Source organism: Streptomyces sp. NPDC031418 (assembly GCF_055581605.1).
The window spans coordinates 431,353-456,530 of the sequence record NZ_JBVIJC010000001.1; the positions used below are offsets into that span (position 1 = coordinate 431,353).

The 25,178-nt window shown below is 74.0% G+C and carries 19 protein-coding genes; 13 read left to right on the plus strand and 6 right to left on the minus strand.

Annotated elements, in window-relative coordinates; translation table 11 throughout:
- Nucleotides 1-44 precede the first annotated feature (44 nt).
- The 4 genes from ispG (at nucleotide 45) to ACZ5CZ_RS01940 (ending at nucleotide 4,631) form a co-directional block, all read left to right on the plus strand.
- Nucleotides 45-1,202, plus strand: a complete 1,158-nt coding sequence (gene ispG, locus ACZ5CZ_RS01925; RefSeq protein ID WP_385839626.1) for a flavodoxin-dependent (E)-4-hydroxy-3-methylbut-2-enyl-diphosphate synthase — start codon at nucleotides 45-47, stop codon at nucleotides 1,200-1,202.
- A gap of 197 nt (nucleotides 1,203-1,399) precedes the next feature.
- Entirely contained in the window at nucleotides 1,400-2,248 is an 849-nt protein-coding gene (locus tag ACZ5CZ_RS01930; RefSeq protein WP_385839625.1) for a GNAT family N-acetyltransferase, read from the plus strand.
- Between the two features lie 74 nt (nucleotides 2,249-2,322).
- The gene (locus tag ACZ5CZ_RS01935) at nucleotides 2,323-2,853 is read left to right on the plus strand and encodes a GNAT family N-acetyltransferase (protein ID WP_468938337.1); all 531 of its coding nucleotides are present in this window, start codon (nucleotides 2,323-2,325) and stop codon (nucleotides 2,851-2,853) included.
- Nucleotides 2,854-2,927: 74 nt separating this feature from the next.
- Nucleotides 2,928-4,631, plus strand: a complete 1,704-nt coding sequence (locus tag ACZ5CZ_RS01940; protein WP_468938339.1) for a proline--tRNA ligase — start codon at nucleotides 2,928-2,930, stop codon at nucleotides 4,629-4,631.
- A gap of 106 nt (nucleotides 4,632-4,737) precedes the next feature.
- Here ACZ5CZ_RS01940 and ACZ5CZ_RS01945 read toward each other — a convergent pair whose 3' ends face one another.
- The 3 genes from ACZ5CZ_RS01945 to ACZ5CZ_RS01955 form a co-directional block, all read right to left on the minus strand.
- Complete coding sequence (locus ACZ5CZ_RS01945; RefSeq protein ID WP_468938341.1) at nucleotides 4,738-5,637, minus strand: aminoglycoside phosphotransferase family protein; 900 nt, start codon at nucleotides 5,635-5,637, stop codon at nucleotides 4,738-4,740.
- A 52-nt stretch (nucleotides 5,638-5,689) separates the two neighbouring features.
- On the minus strand, nucleotides 5,690-6,202 hold the full coding sequence (locus ACZ5CZ_RS01950; RefSeq protein WP_385839620.1) for a ferritin-like domain-containing protein: 513 nt from the start codon (nucleotides 6,200-6,202) through the stop codon (nucleotides 5,690-5,692).
- An 82-nt stretch (nucleotides 6,203-6,284) separates the two neighbouring features.
- A complete protein-coding gene (locus tag ACZ5CZ_RS01955) occupies nucleotides 6,285-6,794 on the minus strand; it encodes a hypothetical protein (RefSeq protein WP_468938346.1) in 510 nt (169 codons plus the stop codon).
- Nucleotides 6,795-7,030: 236 nt separating this feature from the next.
- Between ACZ5CZ_RS01955 and rimP the strand changes: the two genes are divergently transcribed.
- The 9 genes from rimP to ACZ5CZ_RS02000 all read left to right on the plus strand — a co-directional run bounded on the left by rimP (nucleotide 7,031) and on the right by ACZ5CZ_RS02000 (nucleotide 19,147).
- Nucleotides 7,031-7,549 carry a ribosome maturation factor RimP gene (rimP, locus tag ACZ5CZ_RS01960; RefSeq protein ID WP_385839618.1) on the plus strand — a complete coding sequence of 173 codons (519 nt, stop codon included), beginning with the start codon at nucleotides 7,031-7,033 and terminating at the stop codon, nucleotides 7,547-7,549.
- Between the two features lie 2 nt (nucleotides 7,550-7,551).
- Nucleotides 7,552-8,538, plus strand: coding sequence for a transcription termination factor NusA (gene nusA / locus ACZ5CZ_RS01965; protein WP_385839617.1), 987 nt, complete (start codon nucleotides 7,552-7,554; stop codon nucleotides 8,536-8,538).
- A 122-nt stretch (nucleotides 8,539-8,660) separates the two neighbouring features.
- Nucleotides 8,661-8,957 carry a YlxR family protein gene (locus ACZ5CZ_RS01970; protein WP_385839615.1) on the plus strand — a complete coding sequence of 99 codons (297 nt, stop codon included), beginning with the start codon at nucleotides 8,661-8,663 and terminating at the stop codon, nucleotides 8,955-8,957.
- Nucleotides 8,958-9,101: 144 nt separating this feature from the next.
- Complete coding sequence (gene infB, locus ACZ5CZ_RS01975) at nucleotides 9,102-12,182, plus strand: translation initiation factor IF-2 (protein WP_385839614.1); 3,081 nt, start codon at nucleotides 9,102-9,104, stop codon at nucleotides 12,180-12,182.
- A gap of 161 nt (nucleotides 12,183-12,343) precedes the next feature.
- Nucleotides 12,344-12,637, plus strand: a complete 294-nt coding sequence (locus tag ACZ5CZ_RS01980) for a DUF503 domain-containing protein (protein ID WP_385839613.1) — start codon at nucleotides 12,344-12,346, stop codon at nucleotides 12,635-12,637.
- Nucleotides 12,638-12,693: 56 nt separating this feature from the next.
- Complete coding sequence (gene rbfA, locus ACZ5CZ_RS01985; protein ID WP_385839612.1) at nucleotides 12,694-13,146, plus strand: 30S ribosome-binding factor RbfA; 453 nt, start codon at nucleotides 12,694-12,696, stop codon at nucleotides 13,144-13,146.
- A complete protein-coding gene (gene truB, locus ACZ5CZ_RS01990; protein WP_468938351.1) occupies nucleotides 13,143-14,048 on the plus strand; it encodes a tRNA pseudouridine(55) synthase TruB in 906 nt (301 codons plus the stop codon). Before rbfA ends, truB begins: the two co-directional genes overlap by 4 nt.
- A gap of 288 nt (nucleotides 14,049-14,336) precedes the next feature.
- Nucleotides 14,337-18,017 (plus strand): trypsin-like peptidase domain-containing protein, encoded by a 3,681-nt coding sequence (locus ACZ5CZ_RS01995; RefSeq protein ID WP_468938354.1) that lies wholly within the window; start codon nucleotides 14,337-14,339, stop codon nucleotides 18,015-18,017.
- 182 nt (nucleotides 18,018-18,199) lie between these two features.
- On the plus strand, nucleotides 18,200-19,147 hold the full coding sequence (locus tag ACZ5CZ_RS02000; RefSeq protein WP_385839608.1) for a bifunctional riboflavin kinase/FAD synthetase: 948 nt from the start codon (nucleotides 18,200-18,202) through the stop codon (nucleotides 19,145-19,147).
- 70 nt (nucleotides 19,148-19,217) lie between these two features.
- Here the strand turns inward: ACZ5CZ_RS02000 and ACZ5CZ_RS02005 are convergent, their stop codons facing one another.
- The 3 genes from ACZ5CZ_RS02005 to eccE all read right to left on the minus strand — a co-directional run bounded on the left by ACZ5CZ_RS02005 (nucleotide 19,218) and on the right by eccE (nucleotide 25,054).
- Nucleotides 19,218-22,601, minus strand: a complete 3,384-nt coding sequence (locus ACZ5CZ_RS02005; protein WP_468938358.1) for an SCO5717 family growth-regulating ATPase — start codon at nucleotides 22,599-22,601, stop codon at nucleotides 19,218-19,220.
- A gap of 345 nt (nucleotides 22,602-22,946) precedes the next feature.
- Nucleotides 22,947-23,720: a hypothetical protein gene (locus ACZ5CZ_RS02010; protein ID WP_468938361.1), complete on the minus strand. Its 774-nt coding sequence runs from the start codon at nucleotides 23,718-23,720 to the stop codon at nucleotides 22,947-22,949.
- Entirely contained in the window at nucleotides 23,717-25,054 is a 1,338-nt protein-coding gene (gene eccE / locus ACZ5CZ_RS02015) for a type VII secretion protein EccE (protein ID WP_468938364.1), read from the minus strand. Before eccE ends, ACZ5CZ_RS02010 begins: the two co-directional genes overlap by 4 nt.
- Nucleotides 25,055-25,178 lie beyond the last annotated feature (124 nt).

The following is a 25,178-nucleotide window of genomic DNA, read 5'->3' on the forward strand; positions in this document are numbered from 1 at the left end:
TCACAGGGCCGGACCTTGATCCACGACTTGGGGTTGCACAGCAGATGACTGCGATTTCTCTCGGCATGCCGTCCGTTCCGACCAAGGTTGCCGAGCGCCGGAAGAGCCGGCAGATCCAGGTCGGCAGCGTGGCGGTCGGCGGAGACGCGCCGGTCTCGGTGCAGTCGATGACCACGACCCGTACGTCGGACATCGGCGCCACCCTCCAGCAGATCGCCGAGCTGACCGCGTCCGGCTGCCAGATCGTCCGCGTGGCCTGCCCCACGCAGGACGACGCGGACGCCCTGGCGACCATCGCCCGCAAGTCGCAGATCCCCGTCATCGCGGACATCCACTTCCAGCCGAAGTACGTCTTCGCCGCGATCGAGGCCGGCTGCGCCGCGGTCCGCGTCAACCCGGGCAACATCAAGCAGTTCGACGACAAGGTCAAGGAGATCGCCCAGGCCGCCAAGGACCACGGCACGCCGATCCGCATCGGCGTCAACGCGGGCTCCCTGGACCGGCGGCTGCTCCAGAAGTACGGCAAGGCGACCCCCGAGGCGCTCGTCGAGTCGGCCCTGTGGGAGGCCTCCCTCTTCGAGGAGCACGACTTCCGGGACATCAAGATCTCGGTCAAGCACAACGACCCGGTCGTCATGATCGAGGCCTACCGCCAGCTCGCCGCGCAGTGCGACTACCCGCTCCACCTCGGCGTCACCGAGGCCGGCCCCGCCTTCCAGGGCACCATCAAGTCGGCGGTCGCCTTCGGCGCGCTGCTCAGCCAGGGCATCGGCGACACCATCCGGGTGTCCCTCTCCGCCCCGCCGGCCGAGGAGGTCAAGGTCGGCATCCAGATCCTGGAGTCCCTGAACCTCAAGCAGCGCGGCCTGGAGATCGTCTCCTGCCCGTCCTGCGGCCGCGCCCAGGTCGACGTCTACAAGCTGGCCGAAGAGGTCACCGCCGGCCTGACCGGCATGGAGGTCCCGCTCCGCGTCGCGGTCATGGGCTGCGTCGTCAACGGCCCCGGCGAGGCCCGCGAGGCCGACCTCGGCGTCGCCTCCGGAAACGGCAAGGGCCAGATCTTCGTCAAGGGCGAGGTCATCAAGACCGTCCCCGAGTCCAAGATCGTGGAAACCCTCATCGAGGAGGCCATGAAGCTGGCCGAGCAGATGGAGAAGGACGGCGTGAGCTCCGGCGAGCCCTCGGTGTCGGTGGCGGGCTGACGGTCCGAGGCCGCCGGCAAAGGCGCCTTCAGGGGCGCGGGCCGTATCCGATATGCGGCTCCGCCGCGTGGGCGCGACCGGCCACGGACAACCGGAACCCGCCCACGCGCAAAGTGCCCCGAGCCAGAAGGCGCACCGCTTCAGCAGCGCGGCTATAGTGCGGAGGATCAGCGGAACCCCACGGTGAGGCCCCGTACGTGTTGACCCAGACCACCTCCCGGGTGCTCGAACCGAGCGACCTTGACGCCGCGCTCGCGGTCCTCGACCGCGAGCCTGTGGCCAACGCCTTCGTGACCTCCCGGGTCCAGGTCGCGGGCCTCGACCCCTGGCGCCTCGGCGGCGAGATGTGGGGCTGGTACGAGGACGGCATGCTCACGTCCCTGTGCTACGCGGGCGCCAACCTCGTCCCGATCTGCGCCACCCCGCGCGCCGTCCGCGCCTTCGCGGACCGCGCCCGCCGGGCGGGCCGCCGCTGCTCCTCCATCGTCGGCCCCGCCGAATCCACCGCCGCGCTGTGGCGCCTGCTGGAGCCGCACTGGGGTCCGGCCCGCGAGGTCCGCGCCCACCAGCCGCTGATGATCACCGACCGGATGCCCGCCGACATCGCCCCGGACCCCTACGTCCGCCGCGTCCGCAAGGACGAGATGGAGACGATCATGCCGGCGTGCGTGGCGATGTTCACCGAGGAGGTCGGTGTATCGCCGCTCGCCGGGGACGGCGGCCTGCTGTACCAGGCCCGGGTCGCCGAACTCGTCGGCTCCGGCCGCTCCTTCGCCCGGGTCGACGGCGACGGCAAGGTCGTCTTCAAGGCGGAGATCGGCGCCGCCACCCACCGGGCCTGCCAGATCCAGGGCGTCTGGGTGGCCCCGGAGTACCGGGGCAGGGGCCTCGCCGCCCCCGGCATGGCGGCGGTCCTGCGCTACGCCCTCGCGGACGTGGCCCCGGTGGTCAGCCTGTACGTGAACGACTTCAACACCGCGGCGCGCAGGACGTACCGCAGGGTGGGCTTCCAGGAGGTCGGCGCCTTCATGAGCGTGCTCTTCTGAAGCGACGCCCGCTGCGGCCGCACGGGTGGCCGCCGACCGGACCGCGCCCGCCCGCTTCCCTGTACGCTCCCCGCATGGACCTCGTGATCGGCCCGCTGGACCTCTCCGCCCATGTCGACGAGGCCTTGGCGGTCCAGGCCGTCGCCTTCGGCCTCGGCCCCGACGAAATGGCCGTACGCCGGCAGATCGTCCAGCGCCATATGCAGTTCCCGGGCGCCCGCGCCCTCGGCGCGACCGCCGGCGGCCGTCTCGTCGGGTTCGTCTACGGCATGCCCAACTCCCGCACCCACTGGTGGTCCACGGTCGTGGAACCGTACCTGCGCGCGGGCGGCAACGAGTACTGGCTGGACGACTCCTTCGTCATCACCGAGCTGCACGTCCACCCCGACCACCAGAACCGGGGCATCGGCCGCAGCCTGATCACCACCATCACCGACAGCGCCACCGAGCCGCGCTCGATCCTCTCCGCGATCGACACCGACAGCCCCGCCCGCGGCCTCTACCACTCCCTCGGCTACGCCGACCTCGCCCGCCAGGTGCACTTCCCGAGCGCGCCACGGCCGTACGCAGTGATGGGCGCCCCCCTGCCGCTCCGCAGGTGTTAACCGATTTCCACCCCCGCAGTCGGCCCGGCTAACCTCCTTGCCATCACCGTTTTCTTGGCAGGAGTACGAGAACCATGGCGAACGCACCGGTCCAGCGCATGTCCCAGTTGATGGCGAAGACGCTGCGCGACGACCCGGCGGACGCCGAGGTCCTCAGCCACAAGCTCCTCGTCCGCGCCGGCTACGTCCGCCGCACCGCCGCCGGCATCTGGAGCTGGCTGCCCCTCGGCAAGAAGGTCCTCTCCAACGTGGAGCGGATCGTCCGCGAGGAGATGGACGCCATCGGCGCCCAGGAGGTCACCCTTCCCGCGCTGCTGCCCCGTGAGCCGTACGAGGCCACCGGCCGCTGGGACGAGTACGGCCAGGAGCTGTTCCGGCTCAAGGACCGCAAGGGCGGCGACTACCTGCTCGGTCCGACGCACGAGGAGATCTTCACCCTCCTGGTCAAGGACCAGTGCACGTCCTACAAGGACCTGCCGGTGATCCTCTACCAGATCCAGACCAAGTTCCGCGACGAGGCCCGCCCCCGCGCCGGCATCCTGCGCGGCCGCGAGTTCCTGATGAAGGACTCGTACTCCTTCGACCTCGAGGACGAGGGCCTCGCCCAGTCGTACGCCCTGCACCGCCAGGCGTACCAGCGGATCTTCGAGCGTCTCGGCCTGGACTACCGGATCTGCGCGGCCACCGCGGGCGCCATGGGCGGCTCGAAGTCGGAGGAGTTCCTGGCCCCGGCCGAGGCCGGCGAGGACACCTTCGCCGACTGCCCGAACTGCGACTTCGCCGCCAACACCGAGGCGATCACCTACGGGCTGAAGGAGGTCGACGGCTCGGCGGTGCCCGCGCTGGAGGAGATCCCCACCCCCGACACCCCGACCATCGAGACCCTGGCCGCCTCGCTCGGCGTCCCGGCCTCCGCCACGCTGAAGAACCTGCTGGTCAAGGTGGACGGCGAGATCGTCGCCGTGGGCGTGCCCGGGGACCGCGAGGTCGACCTGGACAAGGTCGAGGCGCACTTCGCCCCGGCCACCGTCGAGATGGTCACCGAGGCCGACTTCGCCGGCCGCCCCGACCTGGTCCGCGGCTATGTCGGCCCGCAGGGCCTGGGCGAGAAGGTGAAGTACCTCGCCGACCCGCGCGTCGCCCCCGGCACCGCCTGGATCACCGGCGCCAACAAGGAGCACACGCACGCCAGGAACGTCGTCGCCGGCCGTGACTTCCAGGTCGACGCGTACGTGGACGTGGTCGTGGTCCAGGAGGGCGACCCCTGCCCCAAGTGCGGCACCGGCCTGAAGCTGGACCGCGCCATCGAGATCGGCCACATCTTCCAGCTGGGCCGCAAGTACACCGACGCCCTCAAGCTCGACGTCCTCGGCCAGAACGGCAAGCCGGTCCGGGTCACCATGGGCTCCTACGGCATCGGCGTCTCCCGCGCGGTCGCGGCCATCGCCGAGCAGAGCGCCGACGAGCACGGCCTGGTCTGGCCCAAGGAGATCGCCCCGGCCGATGTGCACGTCGTCGCCGCGGGCAAGGCGCTCCAGACCGAGCTGGCCCTCGACGTCGCCGAGAAGCTCGCCGCCGCGGGCGTCCGGGTCCTGGTGGACGACCGGGCCGGCGTCTCCCCGGGCGTGAAGTTCACGGACGCCGAGCTGATCGGCGTACCGCAGATCCTGGTCGCCGGCCGCCGCTCCGGCGAGGGCGTCCTGGAGCTGAAGGACCGCAGGACCGGCGAGCGCGAGGAGCTGTCGGTCGAGGACGCGATCGCCCGCCTGACGGCCTGACCACCGTCCGGTCCCCGCGCCCCTTTCCGGGGGCGCGGGCCCGCATCGGGCATCGGGCATCGGGCGTCGGGCACCGGGCACCGGGCGTCGGGCGTCGGGGGAGACCCTAGAGCCAGCCCGCGAACTCCAGCAGCAGCTCCGCGTCCTGCGGCCGGCCCACGCGGAGCGCCCGCACTCCCGACTCCACCGCCCGGAACAGCGTCCAGCCGCGCAACCGCTCCTGGTCCACCTCCAGCGACTCGGCGAGCCGCTTGATCCGGCGGCGCGTCGTCGCGGCCCCGGACGGCGTCGCGATCAGGTCCTCCACCCGGTCCCGCACCAGCCGCGCCAGATCGAACGCGCACTCGCCGACCACCGGGTCCGGTCCCACCGCCAGCCACGGCATCCGCTCCCCGGCCAGCACCTTGCTCTGCCGGAACGTGCCGTGCAGCAACCGCCGCTCGGGCGGCGCGGCCAGCAGTTCCTCGCGCGCCGCGAGCGCCGCGTCCACCAGCGGCGCCACCTCGGGCGCGGACTCGGCGCCCGCCCGCATCGCCGCCGCCTGCCGCCCGGTGCGCTCCGCGACGGTCTCGAAGACCTCCCCGGACGGCGGCTCCACCCACAGCCGGCGCAGCGTGCCCGCCGCCTCCAGCAGGGCCTTCGCCTCCGGCAGCGAGCGCACCGACACATCCGGGTGCAGCCGCTCCAGCAGCAGCACCCCCTCCTCGGGCTCCGCCTCCAGCAGCTGTACGGCACCCAGCCCGCCCCAGTGCGCCAGCGCCGCCCGCTCACTGCCCGGACGGGCCCGCGGCGGGGCCAGCTTCAGTACGGCCGGGGTGCCGTCGGCCCGCCGCACCAGCACCACGAGGCTGCTGCGGCCGCCCGGCACCTGCACCCGCTCGACGGTCAACTCGCGCCGGGCGACGGCCTCTTCGGCCGTCCCGGGCAGCCGGGACAGCCAGTCGTCGCCGGCCGGTGCCGTCTCCCCGAGCGCCCTCACCAGGCGCTGCGGCGGTTCGAAAGCCATGCGCGAGTCGTTCCCTTCCCGTCGGGGTCCCGTCATACCGTCCTACGCGCACTCACGGCGCGGAGGAAGCCGAGGCGGAGGGCGACGCCGTCGGGCCGGCCGCGCCGGTGTCCTCGCCGCCCCGCTCGGCGAGCCCAGGGAAGGCTACGCTCCGCCCGCTCCAGCGCACCGCCCGTACCGCGGCCTCCCGCAGCGCCGCGGCCGCGTCCGCGCGCCGCGCGCCGGTCGCCGCCCGCACCAGGTCCGAGTAGACCCCGGCCACCCGCTGCTCCAGCCGTGCGGCCAGCGTGACGGCGTCCGCCGGGTCCCGCACCGGGAACGGCAGCGCGTACGCGGCGCTCGCGGGCACCGGCTCGCCGCCCAGATCGCGCACCTGGCGGCCGAGCGCGTCCCGGCGGGCCCGGTGGGCGTCGTACGCGGCCCGGGCCTCGGCGCGCCGCCGCGGGCCGATCTGTCCGCCGACGACGCCGTACCCGTACACCGCCGCGTGCTCGGCCGCGAGGGCCGCCTGGAGCGCGGTCAGCTCTCCCGGGTCCGCCTTCCTCTTCTCCGGCCGCTGGCTCACTTGGCCTCCTTGGTGGGCAGGCAGGTGTGCGCGGTGCTCGCGGCCGCCTGGCCGTACGCCGCCGTCTGCTCGGTCCGCTCGCTCACTTCGGCCCCTCCGTCAGCAGGTAGGCGTGCGCGGCGCCGGCGGCGGCCACGGAGGCCAGCAGCCGGGCCGTCTCGCCCGGCACGTCCAGGAGTTCCTTCGCCCGCCGGTCGGCGAGGTCCCGCTCGGCCGCGGCCAGCCCGGCGAGGGCGGCCCGCTCGGTGGCCGGTACCGGGGCGGGGGAGGGGGACGCGGATGCCGACGCGCTCGGCGTGGGCGTCGTACCGCTCGCGAACGCCGCCGCGTGGGCCGCGACCTCCGCCCGCAGCGGGCGCAGCCGCTCCGCGAGCCCCGGATGGGCCGTGAGGGCCGCGTCGTACTGCGCCAGCAGCGCCTGGCTGTCCCGTGCCGCACGCGCGCGTACCCGGTCGGCGGCCGCCGTGGCGGCATCGGTGCCGGAGTCCGGGTCGGCCGAGCAGCCGGCCAGCAGGGCGGCCCCGGCGGCCGAGGCGAGCAGGGTTCTTCTGCGCGGCCCCGAGGGGATGCGCGGCGGCGGGGGGTACGGCACGGCTGACGTCCTCGGGGGCTCGTACGAACACACGGGCGGGAGACCGGCCCGCCGTGATCACGGTACCCGCGCATCCCGTGGCGTGATGTCACCGGCTCCGCGGCTCTGCTCGACCGAGCCGCTGTCCGCACCGCCCGCCGCGGGAGGCAGGACGCAACACTCCCCGCGACCGGATACCCTTTGAGCAGACACGCGACCCATCCCACAACAGCACACGCGGCCGAGGAGTCACCCGGATGAGCACCACCCAGAGCGAGAGGCTGCGAGAGCTGCTCGAACCGCTCGTCACCTCGCAAGGGCTGGATCTCGAAGAGATCGCCGTGGACTCCGTGGGACGCAAGCGAGTGCTGCGCGTGGTCGTCGACTCCGACAACGGAGCGGATCTGGACACGATCGCCGATGTGAGCCGTGCGCTCTCGGCGAAGCTCGACGAGACCAACGCGATGGGCGAGGGCGCGTACGACCTGGAGGTCGGGACCCCCGGCGCCGAGCGCCTCCTCACCGAGCACCGGCACTTCGTCCGCGCCACCGACCGGCTCGTGAAGTTCCAGCTGACCGAGGGCGGCGAGCTGCTCGCCCGGATCCTGACGGTGGACGAGGACGGCATCGACGTCGAGGTCCCCGGGGTCAAGGGCCGCAAGGCCACCAGCCGCAGGCTCGGCTTCCCGGAGATCGCGAAGGCGCGCGTGCAGGTCGAGTTCAACCGCAAGGACAAAGCGGACAAGAAGGACATGAAGGAAGAAGAGGAGGCGTAGCCGTGGACATCGACATGAGCGCCCTGCGGGGCTTGGTCCGGGAGAAGGAGATCTCCTTCGACCTGCTGGTCGAAGCGATCGAGTCGGCCCTCCTCATCGCCTACCACCGCACCGAGGGAAGCCGCCGACACGCGCGCGTGGAGCTCAACCGGGAGACCGGGCATGTGACCGTGTGGGCGAAGGAGGACCCCGAGGACCTGGAGGAGGGGCAGGAGCCGCGCGAGTTCGACGACACCCCGTCGGGCTTCGGACGGATCGCCGCCACCACCGCCAAGCAGGTGATCCTGCAACGACTGCGGGACGCGGAGGACGACGCCACGCTCGGCGAGTACGCCGGCCGCGAGGGCGACATCGTCACCGGTGTGGTCCAGCAGGGCCGCGACCCGAAGAACGTCCTGGTCGACATCGGCAAGCTGGAGGCCATCCTGCCGGTGCAGGAACAGGTGCCCGGCGAGACGTACCCGCACGGCATGCGCCTGCGGTCCTACGTCGTCCGGGTGGCCAAGGGCGTCCGCGGCCCCTCCGTGACCCTCTCCCGCACCCACCCCAACCTGGTGAAGAAGCTCTTCGCCCTGGAGGTGCCGGAGATCGCCGACGGCTCCGTCGAGATCGCGGCGATCGCCCGTGAGGCCGGTCACCGCACCAAGATCGCCGTACGGTCCACCCGTTCGGGCCTGAACGCCAAGGGCGCCTGCATCGGCCCCATGGGCGGCCGTGTGCGCAATGTCATGGGCGAGCTGAACGGCGAGAAGATCGACATCGTCGACTGGTCGGACGACCCGGCCGAGATGGTCGCGAACGCCCTGTCACCCGCTCGGGTGAGCAAGGTGGAGGTTGTCGACATGGCCACCCGCTCCGCCCGGGTGACCGTGCCGGACTACCAGCTCAGCCTGGCGATCGGCAAGGAGGGGCAGAACGCCCGCCTCGCCGCCCGCCTCACCGGCTGGCGCATCGACATCCGGCCCGACACCGAGCAGGCCGGGGAATGACGGAAGCGGCCGGGGACCCCCACGGGGAATAAATCCCGGCCGCAGGCCGCTGAGATCACGACAACAGCCGTTCGATCTTTGCCCCATAGGGGTGAGGTCGGTACGGGGAGGTAGACTTAACCGTGTCTGGCCGGACGCACGCCGGAGCATGCCCTGAACGCACCTGTGTGGGGTGCCGGGAGCGGACGGCCAAGACTGATCTCCTGCGGATCGTGGTGATCGAGGACGCATGCGTCCCCGATCCTCGCGGTACGCTGCCCGGCCGGGGTGCGTACGTACACCCCGCCCTGGTCTGTTTCGACCAGGCGGTACGCCGCCGGGCGTTCCCGCGGGCACTGCGCGTCCCGGGACCGCTCGACACAAAGGCGTTGCGCCAGCACGTCGAGCAGACGACAGTTGCCAAGCAGGCAACGCCGTAAGACGTACCGCACGGAACACCGTGCGGTCTGGTACCTCGCGAGTCGAAAGCAGGTCGAGATTGCGATGAGCACTCGATGAGTACGCGATGAGTACGCCCATGAACTAGCGACGGTCCGGCTTCACCCGGACCTCAAAGGAGCGAAGTGGCTAAGGTCCGGGTTTACGAACTCGCCAAGGAGTTCGGAGTGGAGAGCAAGGTCGTCATGGCCAAGCTCCAGGAGCTCGGTGAATTCGTCCGTTCGGCGTCTTCGACCATCGAAGCGCCCGTTGTACGCAAGCTGACCGACGCCTTCCAGGGCGGTGGCAACGGCAAGTCCGCCGGCAAGCCCGCCCCGCGCAAGGCCGCCCCCAAGCCCGCCGCGCCCGCCCCGGCGCAGGCGGCACGTCCGGCTGCTCCGAAGCCGGGCGCCCCCAAGCCGGTGACGCCCGCGGCCCAGCAGCCCGCGGCCCCGTCGGCCCCCGCCGCGCCCGCGGCCCCCGCGGCGACCCCCGGTCCGCGTCCGGTGCCGGGCCCCAAGCCCGCGCCGCGCCCGGCCCCGGCCGCCCCGGAGTTCACCGCTCCGCCGGCCGCTCCGGCCGCGCAGACCCCGCAGGCCCCGGCCGCGCAGGGTCCGCGTCCCGGCGGCGGTGGCCGTCCCGGTGCTCCCAAGCCCGGTGGCTCCCGTCCGGCCGCTCCCGGCCAGGGCCAGGCGGCCCGTCCGGGCCAGGGCGGTCAGCGTCCCGGCCAGGCCCCGCGTCCGGGTGCCCGTCCGTCCGGTCCGCGCCCGGGCAACAACCCCTTCACCTCCGGCGGCAACGCCGGTATGGCCCGTCCGCAGGCCCCGCGCCCGCAGGGCGGTCCGCGTCCCGGCGGCCCCGGTGCCCCCGGCGCCGGTCCCCGTCCGCAGGCGCCCGGCGCCCAGGGCGGCGGTCCGCGTCCGCAGGCTCCCGGCGGTCCCCGGCCGACCCCGGCCGGCATGCCCCGCCCGCAGGGCGGCGGCCCGCGTCCCGGCCCGGCCGGTCCGCGTCCGAACCCCGGCATGATGCCGCAGCGTCCCGCTGCCGGCCCGCGTCCGGGCGGCGGTGGCCCCGGCGGCCGCGGTCCCGGTGCCGGCGGTCGTCCCGGTGGCGGCGGCGGTCGTCCCGGCGGCGGCTTCGCCGGTCGTCCCGGTGGCGGTGGCGGCGGCTTCGCCGGTCGTCCCGGTGGCGCCGGCGGTGGCGGCGGCTTCGCCGGCCGTCCGGGTGGTCCGGGCGCCGGTGGCGGCGGTGGCCGTCCCGGCTTCGGTGGCCGTCCCGGCGGTCCCGGTGGCCGCGGTGGCACGCAGGGTGCCTTCGGCCGTCCCGGTGGTCCCGCGCGTCGTGGCCGCAAGTCGAAGCGGCAGAGGCGCCAGGAGTACGAGGCCATGCAGGCCCCGAGCGTCGGCGGCGTGATGCTGCCGCGCGGCAACGGCGAGACCATCCGTCTCTCCCGCGGCGCGTCGCTCACCGACTTCGCGGAGAAGATCAACGCCAACCCGGCGTCGCTCGTCGCGGTCATGATGAACCTCGGCGAGATGGTCACTGCCACGCAGTCCGTCTCCGACGAGACCCTGCACCTCCTCGCCGACGAGATGAACTACACGGTTCAGGTCGTCAGCCCGGAGGAGGAGGACCGCGAGCTGCTCGAGTCCTTCGACATCGAGTTCGGCGAGGACGAGGGCGACGAGGAGGACCTGGTCGTCCGTCCGCCGGTGGTGACCGTCATGGGTCACGTCGACCACGGTAAGACCCGACTGCTCGACGCGATCCGCAAGACGAACGTCATCGCGGGCGAGGCCGGCGGCATCACCCAGCACATCGGTGCCTACCAGGTCGCGACCGAGGTCAACGACGAAGAGCGCAAGATCACCTTCATCGACACCCCGGGTCACGAGGCGTTCACCGCCATGCGTGCCCGCGGTGCGAAGTCGACCGACATCGCGATCCTGGTCGTCGCGGCCAACGACGGCGTCATGCCGCAGACGGTCGAGGCGCTCAACCACGCCAAGGCGGCCGACGTGCCGATCGTGGTCGCGGTCAACAAGATCGACGTCGAGGGTGCCGACCCGACCAAGGTGCGCGGTCAGCTGACCGAGTACGGCCTGGTGGCCGAGGAGTACGGCGGCGACACCATGTTCGTCGACATCTCCGCCAAGCAGGGTCTGCACATCGACTCGCTGCTGGAGGCCGTGATCCTCACGGCCGACGCCTCGCTCGACCTGCGGGCCAACCCGAACCAGGACGCGCAGGGCATCTCGATCGAGTCCCGCCTCGACCGCGGCCGTGGTGCCGTGGCGACGGTCCTCGTCCAGCGAGGCACGCTGCGGGTCGGCGACACGATGGTCGTGGGCGACGCCTACGGCCGGGTCCGCGCCATGCTCGACGACAACGGCAACAACGTCGCCGAGGCCGGCCCGTCGACGCCGGTCCAGGTCCTGGGCCTGACCAACGTCCCGGGTGCGGGTGACAACTTCCTGGTGGTGGACGAGGACCGTACGGCCCGTCAGATCGCCGAGAAGCGTGCCGCCCGTGAGCGCAACGCGGCCTTCGCCAAGCGCACGCGCCGCGTGTCCCTGGAGGACCTGGACAAGGTGCTCAAGGCCGGCGAGGTCCAGCAGCTGAACCTGATCATCAAGGGTGACGCTTCTGGTTCCGTCGAGGCCCTGGAGTCCTCCCTGCTCCAGCTGGACGTCGGCGAAGAGGTCGACATCCGCGTCCTGCACCGCGGCGTCGGTGCGGTCACGGAGTCCGACATCGACCTGGCGATGGGCTCCGACGCCATCGTGATCGGCTTCAACGTCCGCGCGGCCGGCCGCGCGGCGCAGATGGCCGAGCGCGAGGGTGTGGACGTCCGGTACTACTCGGTCATCTACCAGGCGATCGAGGAGATCGAGGCGGCCCTCAAGGGCATGCTCAAGCCGGAGTACGAAGAGGTCGAGCTGGGTACGGCGGAGATCCGCGAGGTCTTCAAGTCGTCCAAGCTGGGCAACATCGCCGGTGTCCTCATCCGCTCGGGCGAGGTCAAGCGCAACACCAAGGCGCGCCTCATCCGCGACGGCAAGGTGGTCGCGGAGAACCTCAACATCGAGGGCCTGCGTCGCTTCAAGGACGACGTCACCGAGATCCGCGAAGGCTACGAGGGCGGTATCAACCTCGGCAACTTCAACGACATCAAGGTCGACGACGTCATCGCGACGTACGAGATGCGGGAGAAGCCGCGGGCGTAACGGCCCGAGGTGTGTGAAGCTGGCCGGCGGGATCACGGTCCCGCCGGCCAGCTCGGCGTTCCCGGGGGACGCCGATAAACCCGGTCGAGACACCGGCAGCCAGGCGGTACCGTGGCTCCGAGGCCATCGATCCCGTACCGGCGGGTGAACCGGTTACACACATGTACGTGGGGACTCTGTCCTTCGACATCCTCCTCGGCGACGTCCACTCGCTGAAGGAGAAGCGCTCCGTCGTCCGCCCGATCGTCGCCGACCTCCAGCGGAAGTACGCGGTGAGCGCGGCCGAGGTGGACCACATGAACCTCCATCGCCGGGCCGTCATCGGTCTCGCGATGGTCTCCGGCGACGCGGGGCATCTCAGCGACGTACTCGACCGGTGTGAACGGCTGGTCGCCGGCCGCCCCGAAGTGGAGCTGCTGTCCGTCCGACGGCGCTTCCACGGCGAGGACGACTGACCACCCGACGACCAGACCACGAAACGCACGAAGAAGAAAGAACGGGAGACGGACCAGTGGCCGACAACGCTCGGGCGAAAAGGCTGGCGGACCTCATCCGGGAGGTGGTGGCCCAGAAGCTGCAACGCGGGATCAAGGACCCGCGGCTCGGCTCGCACGTCACCATCACGGACACCCGGGTCACGGGTGACCTGCGGGAGGCGACCGTCTTCTACACGGTCTACGGCGACGACGAGGAGCGCGCGGCCGCGGCCGCCGGCCTGGAGAGCGCCAAGGGCATCCTCCGCTCGGAGGTCGGCAGGGCCGCCGGTGTGAAGTTCACGCCGACCCTGACCTTCGTCGCGGACGCCCTGCCGGACACCGCCCGGACCATCGAGGACCTCCTCGACAAGGCCCGGCAGTCCGACGCGAAGGTCCGCGAGGCCTCCGCGGGCGCCGCCTACGCGGCCGGTGCGGACCCGTACCGGAAGCCGGACGCCGACGACGAGACGGACGACACCGCCGAATGACCAGCAAGCCCACCCCGCCCGACGGCCTTGTCATCGTCGACAAGCCGTCGGGCTTCACTTCGCACGACGTGGTCGCCAAGATGCGCGGGATCGCCAGGACCCGCCGCGTCGGCCACGCCGGCACCCTCGACCCGATGGCGACCGGCGTCCTGGTCCTCGGTGTCGAACGCGCCACCAAGCTCCTCGGCCACCTCGCGCTGACCGAGAAGGAGTACCTGGGCACCATCCGCCTGGGCCAGAACACGGTCACCGACGACGCCGAGGGCGAGATCACCTCGTCCGCCGACGCCACCAAGATCACCCGGGACGCCATCGACGCCGGCATCGCCAAGCTGACCGGCGAGATCATGCAGGTGCCGTCCAAGGTCAGCGCCATCAAGATCGACGGCGTACGGTCGTACAAGCGGGCCCGCGAGGGCGAGGACTTCGAGATCCCGGCCCGCCCGGTCACCGTCTCCTCCTTCGCGGTCTACGACGTCCGGGACGCCGTCGCCGACGACGGCACCCAGGTCCTGGACCTGGTCGTCTCCGTGGTCTGCTCCTCCGGCACCTACATCCGTGCCCTCGCCCGTGACCTCGGCGCCGACCTCGGCGTCGGCGGCCATCTCACCGCGCTGCGCCGCACCCGGGTCGGGCCGTACAAGCTGGACGCGGCGAGGACGCTGGACCAGCTCCAGCAGGAGCTGACCGTGATGCCGGTCGCCGAGGCCGCCGGGGCCGCCTTCCCGCGCTGGCAGGTGGACGCCAAGCGCGGCCGGCTGCTGCTGAACGGCGTCCGCCTGGAGATGCCCGACGAGTACGCGGGCGCCGGCCCGGTCGCCGTCTTCGACCCCCAGGGTCGCTTCCTGGCGCTCGTCGAGCAGCACAAGGGCAAGGCCAAGAGCCTGGCCGTCTTCGGCTGACCTCCGCCCGCCCCGCCCACGGACGGCGCCCCCCCCGCGCGGGGAGCGCTGTCCGTGGAGCGGCGGCCGGCCACGGGGTCGGGCCCCTGCCGCCGCTCCACGGTCCCCCCTCGGTTCCCCCTCCCCTAGGGTTATCCAGCGGCCCGCGCCTATTCACCCGTCCGGGCAGGCGCTCGGAGTGAAGCGGGGGAGCGGAAGGGGGCGCGTTCATCGCGCGATCTGTCCCGCCGATCATCACCCGCCTACCGTCGGGAGCCAGGGCACGCGGCAGGGCGGGGAGGTACGGCCATGGCGGGAACGGGACACAAGGGCAACCACACCGACCGCCCGGTTACGAACCCCGGTGGTGGTGAGCCGGGTGAGGTGCCGACGCCGGCCCGGACTCCTCGCGCCGACGACAGTGCCCTCGTGCACATCCGTGACCTCGCCGGCCGGCCGCGCGGGGTCGGCTTTCTCGCCGACCACGACGGCACCCTCCTCACCAGCCACGAGGCCGTCGACGGCCTCGCCCGGCTGGTGCTGCACGGCGCGGGCGACCGCACCTGTGTGGTGGGACCCGACGCCGTCACCGCGCTGCCCGAGCGGAACCTCGCGCTGGTCCGCACCGAGGGCCTGGGCGTGGACCCGCTGCCGCTGACCCAGCACGAGCGCGTGGACGCCGGCACCTATGTACGGATCCCCGCGGGCTGCTGGCGCGAGGCCCGGGTGCTGGCCGCCACGGAGGTGACGTACACCTCCACCGACGGCTTCCACCTCGTCGAGGACGCCCTGGAGCTGGCCATCGGCACGGCGGGGCGGGACGCGCTCCGGCTGGGCGGCGGCGCGGCCGGCGGCCCGGTGCTCGACGCGTGCACCGGCGCGGTCCTCGGGGTCCTCGGCACCGCCCTGCACACCGCCCAGCGCGACGCGGGCTTCGCCGTGCCCCTGCGGCCCGCCGACGGCCCCCTCGCCGAGCTGCTCGCCCGCAACGCGGCCACCGTGCCCGCCTACGGCACCGACCTCAACCCCGCCGGGATCCTGGAACTGACCGTCACCTCCGTGGCCCAGGACGGACCGCCCGGCGCCCTCAGCGGGGCGGGCGAGGCCATCGAGCGGACCGCCGTCGTCCGGGAGCTGGCCGCCTTCGCCGAGGGCGAGCGGGCCGTCCTCGGGCTGGTCGGCGCCCCGGGCAGCGGCCGTACGACGGAACTCGCGGCCCTCGCCGCCCGCCGGACCCGGGGCGAACGGCCGGCACCCACGCTGTGGCTGCGCGGCGCCGACCTGCACGACACCGACGACTCGGTGGCCGACGCGGCGCGTCGCACCCTGGAGCGGGCCGCCCGGATCGTCGCCGCCGCCCGATCCGTGCACCCCGGCGACCTCGGCGACGTCACCCCGGAGCACCTGGCCCACCTCGCCGCCCGGGCCGGCCGCCCCCTGCTGCTTCTGCTCGACGGCCCCGAGGAGATGCCGCCCGTCCTCGCCCACCGCCTTCCCGAGTGGACCAGGGGCACGGCGGACTGGCTCCGGCGCACCGGGGCGCGACTGGTGGTGGCCTGCCGCGAGGAGTACTGGGAACGCGCCGCCACCTGCTTCCCCCCGGACCTTCTCCACACCCCGCAGGACCCCGCCCCCACCGCGCCCGAATCTCCGTGCCCCCCGGCACGTCCCCCGCACACCGCCCTCCCGTCCTGCCTGCGAGTCGGTGACTTCACCCCCGAGGAGGCCCGGCGGGCGCGCGCCCGGTACGGCATCCCCGACGGCGTTCTGGCATACCGGGACGCCCGGCACCCGCTCACCCTGCGGCTGCTCGCCGAGGTGCGGGCGGCGCTCCCGGACGCGCCGTACGCCGGGCCCGTCGACCGGCACGAGGTGTTCGCCGCCCACCTGGACCTGATGTGTCTGCGCATCGCGGTCCGCCTCGCCGCCGCGAGCGGCCTGCGCGGCACGGCCGTACGGCGGCTCGCGGCCCGGGTCGCCGGACAGGTGCACGAGGCCGCCCGGCGCAGCCTCGGTCCGGGCCAGGGCGAACTGGACCGGGAGTCCTTCGAGGCGGTGTTCCCGTGGGGACCCGCCCCGGCCCGGCTCGGCGGCGGCACCGGCTGGGCCTCCGCCGTCCTCACCGAGGGACTGCTCGTCCCGGCCGGCGCCGGCTACCGCTTCGCCGACGAGGAGCTGGCGGACTGGATCCAGGGCATGCACCTCGACCTGGACGAGGCCCTGTACGCCCTCGTCCACCGCCCCCGTACCGCCCGTGAGGCGCACCCGGTGCCCGTACCGCACCACCGCGTCGGCCCCGTCGTGCAGGCGCTGCTGCTTCTGGCCCGACAGCACGGCACCCGCCGACTCGGCTTCTGTCTCAGGGAGTTGATCGACTCCCTGGATCTCAGCCTGCCCGCAGCTCCGGACCTCTCCTGGGATCCGTCCGCTCCGCCCGCGCCGCCGCGTGATCGCGACAACGGCTCCTGGTGGGCCGCCCGGCTGCTCGCCCGGACCCTGCTCCAGGTGCCGGACGCGGCGCCGTACACCGAGGTGCTGCGCCTGCTCGCCGACCGGGTCGTCGCCTGGCGCGGTGAACGGCGGCCCGTGCCGGGGGAGTTCGGCCCCGCCTTCTGGACCGCCCTGCCCCTTCCGGCGGCCGCCCGCCTCGACCTGCTGCGCCGGCTCGTGCTCGCCGATCCGCCCCCGCCCCCGTCCGCGTCCGCGTCCCCGCCCCCGCCCGACCCCGGCGCCGAGCGCCGGTCCGGGGCCGACGAACGCCCTCCCGACGCGCGCTACCTCGACGCCGTCGCCCGGCTGCTCGCCGCCGCACCCGGCGCCGTACAACCGGAGCTGACCCGCTGGTTCGAGGACGAGCGGCCGCTGCCCGCGACCCCGCACGCCACCGTGGCCACCGCCGCCCAGGCGCTGCTGCACACCCACCGGCACGGCGCCCTGGACGAACTCGTCGACGCGCTGGTGGCGAGCGGGCACCGGCGCGCCGACGAACTGCTCACCGTGCTCGCCGAGGAGGAGCCCGGGGCCGTCTGCCGGGCCGTCGGCCGCTGGGCGCGCGACGAGCGTCCCGCCCGCCGGGCCGCGGCGGTGGCCCACGGGCCGCGCGTCGCCCCCCACGCCCGCTCGGCGGCCGATCGCGAGCTGCTGCGGCACGCCGCGCTCGCCCTGCTCGCCCGCCCCGACGACAGCGGCCTGCACGCCGGTGCCCTCGCCCTGCTCGTCCACGACCCGCACACCCGCGAGGCGCACCTGCCCGAGGCGCTGCGCCACTTCGCCGACGGCGATCCGCACCTCCCGCCGTCCGCCCTGTTCCCGGCCCTCAGCACCCACCCGGAGCCCGTCCTGGAGGCCTTCCGCGCCCGGCTGCGCGGCCCGGACGCGGAGGCGTCCCTGACCACCCTGGGCGCCCTCGTCGCCGAGGTCGCCACCCCGGCCGTCGCCCGGCGGGCCGCGTCCCTGGTCCAGGAGGCGGTGCGGCGGCGCCCGGAGACCGCGGGCCGGGTCGCCGCCCGCGTCGACCGCCGTCTGACCGAGGGCCCCACCGCCCGGCCGGTGCTGCTGCCCCTGGTCACCGGCCTTCTCGACGACGGCCCCGAACCGCTCCGCGCCGCCCTCGCCACCGTGCTCGCCGCGCCCGGCACCCCCGCCTCCCGCCCGCTGCGCCGCGAACTCCTGGAGGCCCTCCTCGCCCGCGAACGGGACCCCTCCGTCCTGGTCGCCGTCCTGCACGCGGCCGCCGAGCACCGCGGCGGCCCGGAGACGGAGGCGGAGGCCCGCGGCCTGGTCCACCGCACGGGCCTGCTCCTCGTCCGCACCCCCGAGGGCGCCACCCGCTTCGACCGGAGCCTGGTCGACCTCGGCCGCCATGTCCCCGGTTTCGCCGCCCTGGTGACCCGCTGGCTGACCGACACCCCCGACGACTGGGCCGCCGTCGTGGGCCCCAGCGCCCGCCGCATGCTGGAGAACCTGGCGGGCGTGCGCGTACCGGCGTGAGCGGGCGGCCGGTACGGGCCGGTGCGTACCGGTGTGCACGGAGCAGCGGTCCGGGGCCCGGGTGAACGTGCGCCCCGTCACAGCCCTGATGCCGATGCGAGTCCCGGGCACCCGGCATGGCACCCTTAGACCTGCGCAAGTCTTGAGAGTCAATACGGACACGGGTTCGAGGAGCGGTCACAGTGCAGCGCTGGCGTGGCTTGGAGGACATCCCCCAGGACTGGGGGCGCAGCGTCGTCACCATCGGTTCCTACGACGGCGTCCACCGCGGCCACCAGCTGATCATCAAGCATGCCGTCGACCGCGCGCGCGAGCTGGGCGTCCCCGCCGTGGTGGTCACCTTCGACCCGCACCCCAGCGAGGTCGTCCGCCCCGGCAGCCACCCGCCGCTGCTCGCCCCGCACCACCGGCGCGCCGAGCTGATGGGCGAACTGGGCGTCGACGCCGTCCTGATCCTCCCCTTCACCACCGAGTTCTCGAAGCTCTCGCCCGCCGATTTCGTGGTGAAGGTCCTGGTGGACAAGTTGCACGCCAGGGCGGTCGTGGAGGGCCCCAACTTCCGCTTCGGCCACAAGGCCGCCGGGAACGTCGAGTTCCTCGCCGAGCAGGGCAAGGTCTACGACTTCGAGGTCGAGGTCGTCGATCTGTACGTCTCCGGTGAGGCGGGCGGCGGCGAGCCGTTCTCCTCGACGCTGACCCGCCGTCTGGTCGCCGCGGGCGACATGCACGGCGCCCGCGAGATCCTGGGCCGCCCGCACCGCGTGGAGGGTGTCGTCGTGCGTGGCGCCCAGCGCGGCCGCGAACTGGGCTTCCCCACGGCCAACGTGGAGACGCTGCCGCACACCGCGATCCCCGCCGACGGCGTGTACGCCGGCTATCTGCACGCCCAGGGCGAGGTCATGCCGGCCGCGATCTCCGTCGGCACCAACCCGCAGTTCGACGGCACCGAGCGCACGGTGGAGGCGTACGCCATCGACCGCGTCGGCCTCGACCTGTACGGCCTGCACGTCGCCGTCGACTTCCTCGCCTACGTCCGTGGCCAGGCCAAGTTCGACTCGCTGGAGGCCCTGCTGGAGCAGATGGCCGCGGATGTGGAGCGCTGCCGGGAGATCGTGGCCGCGGAGGGCTGAGCCCCCGGACCTACACAGGCGGCCGGTGCGTACGAAACGCACCGGCCGCCTCTGTCGTACCGCGCTGCCCCTACTGCTGCGGCGGCTGCCCGTAGCCCTGCTGCGGCGGGTACGGCTGAGCGGGGGCCTGGGCCTGCGGCGGGTAGGGCTGCTGGCCCGGAGCGGCCTGCGGATACGGCTGCTGCGGCTGGCCCGGCTGGCCCGGCTGTGCGGGCTGTGCCGGATAGGGCTGCGGCGGCCCGGTGTACAGCTCCTGGCCGGGTGCCTGGGGGTACGGCTGTCCGGGCACGGGCTGGCCGGGCACCGGCTGACCCGGCATCTGCTGGCCCGGCATCGGCGGGGCGGCCACCGGCGGCGGGTTGCCGTCGCTGGTCCACAGCCCGTGCGACTGCTGGTGCCGTACGAAGTCCTCCGCGATCATCGCGGCCAGGTTGAAGTACGCCTCGCGGGTCCGCGGCCGCATCATGTCGAGGTCGACCTCGGCACCGGCGGCCAGATGCTCGTCGAAGGGCACCACCACGACCCCGCGGGTGCGGGTCTCGAAGTGGGACACGATGTCCTCGACCTTGATCATCTTGCCGGTCTCGCGGACCCCGGAGATCACCGTGAGCGAACGGGAGACCAGATCCGCGTACCCGTGCGCGGACAGCCAGTCCAGCGTCGTACTGGCACTGCTCGCGCCGTCCACGGACGGGGTGGAGATGATGATCAGCTGGTCGGCGAGGTCGAGCACCCCGCGCATGGCGCTGTACAGCAGACCGGTGCCGGAGTCGGTCAGGATGACCGGATACTGCCGGCCCAGCACGTCGATCGCGCGCCGGTAGTCCTCGTCGTTGAACGTGGTCGACACGGCCGGGTCCACGTCGTTGGCGATGATCTCCAGACCGGAGGGCGCCTGGGAGGTGAACCGGCGGATGTCCATGTACGAGTTCAGGTACGGGATCGCCTGGACGAGGTCGCGGATGGTGGCCCCGGTCTCCCGGCGCACGCGCCGCCCGAGCGTACCGGCGTCCGGGTTCGCGTCGATCGCCAGGATCTTGTCCTGCCGCTCGGAGGCGAGAGTGGAGCCGAGCGCCATGGTCGTGGTCGTCTTGCCGACGCCGCCCTTGAGGCTGATGACCGCGATCCGGTAACAGGACAGCACCGGCGTACGCATCAGCTCCAGCTTCCGCTGCCGCTCCGCCTCCTCCTTCTTGCCGCCCAGCTTGAACCGCGAGGAGGCGGCGGCCGGCCGGCTGCTCTTCGCCTTCTGCCGCTTGTTGTTGAGCAGCCGGTCCGAGGACAGCTCGACGGCGGCGGTGTAACCGAGTGGCGCCGCACCGGGGTTGGCCATCTGCCGCTGGTCGTGCTGGATGGGCTGGGGCCACGCGGCACCGGAACGCGGATCGACCGGTCCCGGGCCGGGGGCCGGAGTGGGCTGCTGCGGGTTCGGCTGCTGCGGTGCGGGCGGGAAGCCGTAACCGCCGTGGGCGTTCTGGTCGTTCGGCTGGGGCTGGGGCTGGGGCTGGGGCTGGGGCTGGGGCTGGGGCTGGGGCTGGGGCTGGGGCTGGGGCTGGGGCCCGGGGGGTGCCGGGGGGAAGCCGTAACCGCCTTGGTCGGTGGGGCCGTTGGGGGCGGGCTGGGGCGCCGGGGGCGCCGGCGGGAAGCCGTAGCCGCCCTGGGCGCTCGGGTCGTTGGGGGCCGGCTGCGGCTGCGGCTGCGGCTGCGGCGCCGGCGGCCCAGGCGGGAAGCCGTAGCCGCCCTGCGCGGGGGCAGGGGGCATGGGCGCACCGGCCGGGTGGGGCTGGTTCGGCTGGCCGGGCTGGTTCCAGGGCGCGGGTGCGGGCTGCGGCGGCTGCGGCTGGAACGGCGGCTGCTGGCCGGGGACGCCGAACGGCCCCTGCGCGGCGGGCGGCTGCGGCTGCCCCGGCATAGGCCCCGGCATCGGACCCGCCACCGGAGCCTGCGGCTGGGGCGTGGGCTGCTGCGGCACGGGCTGCTGAGGTGCGGTGGACTGCGGTGTGGCGGGCTGTGCGGGCCACTGGGCAGCCGGGGCCGGAGCGGCCGGCTGGTACGACGGCGGCAGCGGAGGTACCCCGCTCTGCGGCGCCGGTGGCGGAGCCCACGCGGACTGGGCGTCCTGCGGGACGGGGGGAGCGGTGGGTACGGCGTCCTGCGGGGCGGGGGGAGCGGTGGGTACGGCGTCCTGCGGGGCGTCGGCCGTGGGTACGGCGTCCTGCGGGGCCGGGGGAACGGGCGGTGCCGCGTCCTGCGGGGCGCCGGTCTCGGCGGCACCGGGCTCGGGCGCGCTGTTCTGGGGCACGGCATCCGTGGGCTGCGGTGCGGCATCAGCCTGCGGCGGCACGGCATCGGTGGGCCCGGAGACGTGCGCGTCCGCTGTCGGCGGCTCAGCGGCGGGAGTCTCCTCGGACTCCGGAGCGTCGGCCTGCGGAGCCTCCGGTGCCGCCTTCTCGATGGAGACCGGTGCCGGGGCAGGCTCCTGATCCTCGGCCACGGCGTCGGCGGCGGTGTCAGCACCGCTGTCGGTGTCGGTGTCGGTGTCGCTCGCGGCGACATCCTGCTCCTCGGCGGAGCCTTCCGCCCCACCCTCGGCGGAGCCTTCCGCCCCACCCTCGGCGGAGCCCTCCGCCTCGGCCTCCCCGCCGTTCTCGGCCTCCGGCGCGGAGCCGCCCTCGGCTTCCGGCGCGGAGCCGCCCTCGGCCCCGGCCTCCTCCGCACCCGCGGGAGCGGCCTCGTCGCCCTGGCCGTCCTCGCCGCCGGAGGCATCCGCCTGGAGGGCGGCCGCGCGCGCGGCGATCTCGGCCATCTCGCGCTTCAGCGCGGCGGAGGAGAAGCGGATGGTGGCCCCGCTCTCCAGGTCGCCGTTGCTCATCTCCGGCTCGGCCACGGGAGACGCGGCCGGCACCTCGGACGGCCCCTGCTGCCCACCCTGCTCGGCCGACTGCACCACCGGAGGCTGAGGCTGCACACTCTGGGGCTGCACCGGCTGCTGGGGTTCGAAGCCCTCGGGCAGCTTCGGCATCGGGACCGCCTCCCCGACCGGCGGCGCGGGCGGCGCGGGCGGCGTGGGCATGGCGGGCGGAGTGAAGGGCGCACCCGGCACCGGAGCGGGCGGGGGCGGGGGAGCGTACGGCGCGCCCTGCGGCTGGCCGAACGGCGCCGCGGGCGGCGGGGTCGGTCCGGCGGCGGGCATGGCCGGAGGGAACGGCGGCATGCCGGGCGCCGCCGGGGCACCGGGCTCACCCGGAGTGCCCGGGCCGTTCGCCCCGGTGAAGCCGCCCGCGCCCGGCGCACCACCCGGACCGGCCGCCGTACCGGCCGCGTTCTGGGTGTACCAGGCGGGCGGGGCGTAGTCGATGGTGAACTCGCCGGTGGTCTCGACGGCCTCTGCGTCGGGCTGGTCATCGCCGGGTGTGGCCCAGCCCCCGCGCATCCCGTCCCGATCGCTGCTCACAGTTCCTCCTGGTGTGGTCGAGCACCCTCATGCCGTGCGGGGGCGACCCTGTTGTGTCGTTCCGAATCGTCCGTAGTCGTCGAGGCAGTCCGATCCACGGCTCACCCCCTGGGACACCGACGCCCGGCCCACGGTTCCTGCCATCGCGCCCGCTCCCAGCCTAATCACCGCACGCCACACCTCGGCAGGCCCGCCCACCTCTCGGCGGACGCCGACGGGGCTGCGACGCACCCCGAATCCCCGCATCCGCCCGGCGTTTTACCGTCGAAAGCAGGGAGTAAACGGAAGAGATGTGACGAACCGGAAAGGCGAGGCTGGATAACAAATGGGACAGGTAAGGGCAGTTCAGTCCATCCGGCGCGGGCCGCCCAACAATCCGGTCTCGGCGTCGGTGGGTTGCGTCAGCACGTACTGCCGGTCACGGTCGGTGCACCACAGGGTGACGCCGTCGCGCAGCGCCGGCAGCGACTCCACCTCGGTCTGGCTGAGCCCCATGGTGCGCCCCAGCTCGGTGGCCTCGTCCGGTGACACCCGCTGGATGCCGGCGAGCCGGGCCTGCCGCAGCAACCGGGGCGCGACCGGGCTGAGATACGGCAGCAGTGTCAGCACCGACTGCCAGGGCCCGGCCACCACCCGCCCGCGGGGCGGCCGCATACCGCAGTCCCGCACCACCAGCACCGGCGTACCGGCGGAGGCGCCCTGCGGCGGGACGCGTCCGACGTCGTACACGGACAGCCCGTTCTGCCCGCCGCCCATGGCGTGCACCATCTGCATCCAGGCCTGCGGCCGGCCCGTCTCCACGGCGACCCGCGCGCCGGTGGCCGCCGAGCGCAGCGCCAGCACCTGGGCGGTCCACAGGCCGCCGATCAGCACGATGTCGTACGGCGTCGGCCGGTTGATGCCCAGGACCGCGGGCTGCCCCTCGCTGTCGACCCCGGCCACCACACCGTCGTCGCCGATCGGCAGGGCCAGCGCGTCCAGTTGGGCTGCGGACAGGGTGTGCCGGCCGTGCCGGGGCCCGAGCAGTCCGAGGCCGTGCCGCAGTCGCTCGCCGGCCCGGCGCAGCCCGGACGCCTTGGGCGCCGCCCCCTCGGCCGCGTTCCTCGCAACCGTCGTCATCGCGCACCTCCCAGCGGCAGCGTGGCCAGCATGCCGGGCAGCTGCTCACGGTCGAGCCGGGACAGCCCGGCACCGGCCTGCCGGGCGGCGGCCTCCAGGGCGCGCCGGGCCGCGACGAGTTCGTCGTCGCTGCGGCCGGTCACCCGCAGATGACCGCACAGCGCGACCTCCTGCCGCTCCCCGCGCGCGAGGGTGAGACTGAAGGTGGTGGCCAGGGCCGGTATCGCCGTGACCTCGGCGACGAACTGCGGCAGCGAACCGCCCCGCGCGCCGCCCAGCTGCGGCCATCTGCGCACCCAGTACGTGGTGTGCCGCCGGTTGTCACAGCGCCAGCTGCGCCCCGACTCCTCCGTGCGCCGCTCCCGGGCCTCACCGCGCCCGGCCTCGGCGGTGACCAGCGGGTTGGCGCACGCGGAGGTGGCCAGCGCGGCGACCAGCTCCTCCTCGTCCAGCACCCGCGCCCGGAATCCGGCCCCGGTCAGCCGGCTCGCCAGATGGTCCGCGGTCCGCACCACGCACTTCTGCGCCCCGAGCAGCCCGCCGCCGCGGGCGGCCACGGCCTCCGCGCACAGCTCGGGGTCGAGCTTCAGCGCGATCCAGGTGATGCGCACGGCCGGGGCGCCCGTCCGCTGCTGAAGCGGGGCGTAGTTGGCGACGGCCACGGACTGCTGGGGCAGATGCAGCGCGGGCGCCGGCTGGGTGTGCTGCACGATCTGCGCGGACTCCAGCCGGATGCCGTCCACCTCCAGCGCGTCCCGCACCAGGCCCAGCGGCAGCGGCTGCCGGGTCCGCTCGGCCCGCAGCGCGGTCGCGTCGGCCTCCACCTGGAGCACGGCCGTGAGAAAGGTCCCGTCCCCGACGATCCCGGCCGGCCGCCGCTCACGCGCGCCGTAGGAGTACGTGCGCAAGGCGGGCTCGCACTCCAGCGCGGGCACCAGGGAAGGCTCCGTGCCCGGCGGTATCGGGGTGTTGGCGGCGCGCCGCTGACGAGCCCTCAGCGCCCGTGCCGTGGCCAGCCAGTCCGGCAGGGTGCGGCCCCTGCGGCGGACCACGGCGAGCAGGACCAGCGCCACCGCCACCGGCGTCGCGACGGCCAGCGCCAGCGGGGCGACCGCCCAGCCGACGACCAGCACGGCCACCGCCAGTTCCAGCAGGACGAGCCGTTGCAGCCGGAACGAACCGGCCCGTCCCGGACGGGCCCGGAAGGACGGAGCGCCACTCGCCGCGGCGCCGGAATCCGGCCCGGCCGGTCGGCCGGAGGGCTCGGGGGCGGGCGCCGGGGAGCCGGTGGTCCCCGACCGGCCGCGCGACCGCGACCGAGTACCGGAAGCCATCACTGCATCCCCCCGTTTTACTCACAACTCACTGGTCCGAGCGGCCCGTCCGGGCCTCGCCGAGGCCCCGGTACCCTACCCGCTCCACCGGTTCACGCGGACACCATGCATAGTAGGGGGCCGG

What these genes read in the sequence shown, in the direction of transcription:
- ACZ5CZ_RS01935 (WP_468938337.1), top strand. Translation starts at nt 2,323, where the DNA reads ATGGACCTCGTGATCGGCCCGCTGGACCTCTCCGCCCATGTCGACGAG.
- ACZ5CZ_RS01980 (WP_385839613.1), top strand. Translation starts at nt 12,344, where the DNA reads ATGTACGTGGGGACTCTGTCCTTCGACATCCTCCTCGGCGACGTCCAC.
- ACZ5CZ_RS02010 (WP_468938361.1), bottom strand. Translation starts at nt 23,720, where the DNA reads ATGACGACGGTTGCGAGGAACGCGGCCGAGGGGGCGGCGCCCAAGGCG.
- ACZ5CZ_RS01995 (WP_468938354.1), top strand. Translation starts at nt 14,337, where the DNA reads ATGGCGGGAACGGGACACAAGGGCAACCACACCGACCGCCCGGTTACG.
- ACZ5CZ_RS01940 (WP_468938339.1), top strand. Translation starts at nt 2,928, where the DNA reads ATGGCGAACGCACCGGTCCAGCGCATGTCCCAGTTGATGGCGAAGACG.
- ispG (WP_385839626.1), top strand. Translation starts at nt 45, where the DNA reads ATGACTGCGATTTCTCTCGGCATGCCGTCCGTTCCGACCAAGGTTGCC.
- rimP (WP_385839618.1), top strand. Translation starts at nt 7,031, where the DNA reads ATGAGCACCACCCAGAGCGAGAGGCTGCGAGAGCTGCTCGAACCGCTC.
- eccE (WP_468938364.1), bottom strand. Translation starts at nt 25,054, where the DNA reads ATGGCTTCCGGTACTCGGTCGCGGTCGCGCGGCCGGTCGGGGACCACC.
- ACZ5CZ_RS01945 (WP_468938341.1), bottom strand. Translation starts at nt 5,637, where the DNA reads ATGGCTTTCGAACCGCCGCAGCGCCTGGTGAGGGCGCTCGGGGAGACG.
- truB (WP_468938351.1), top strand. Translation starts at nt 13,143, where the DNA reads ATGACCAGCAAGCCCACCCCGCCCGACGGCCTTGTCATCGTCGACAAG.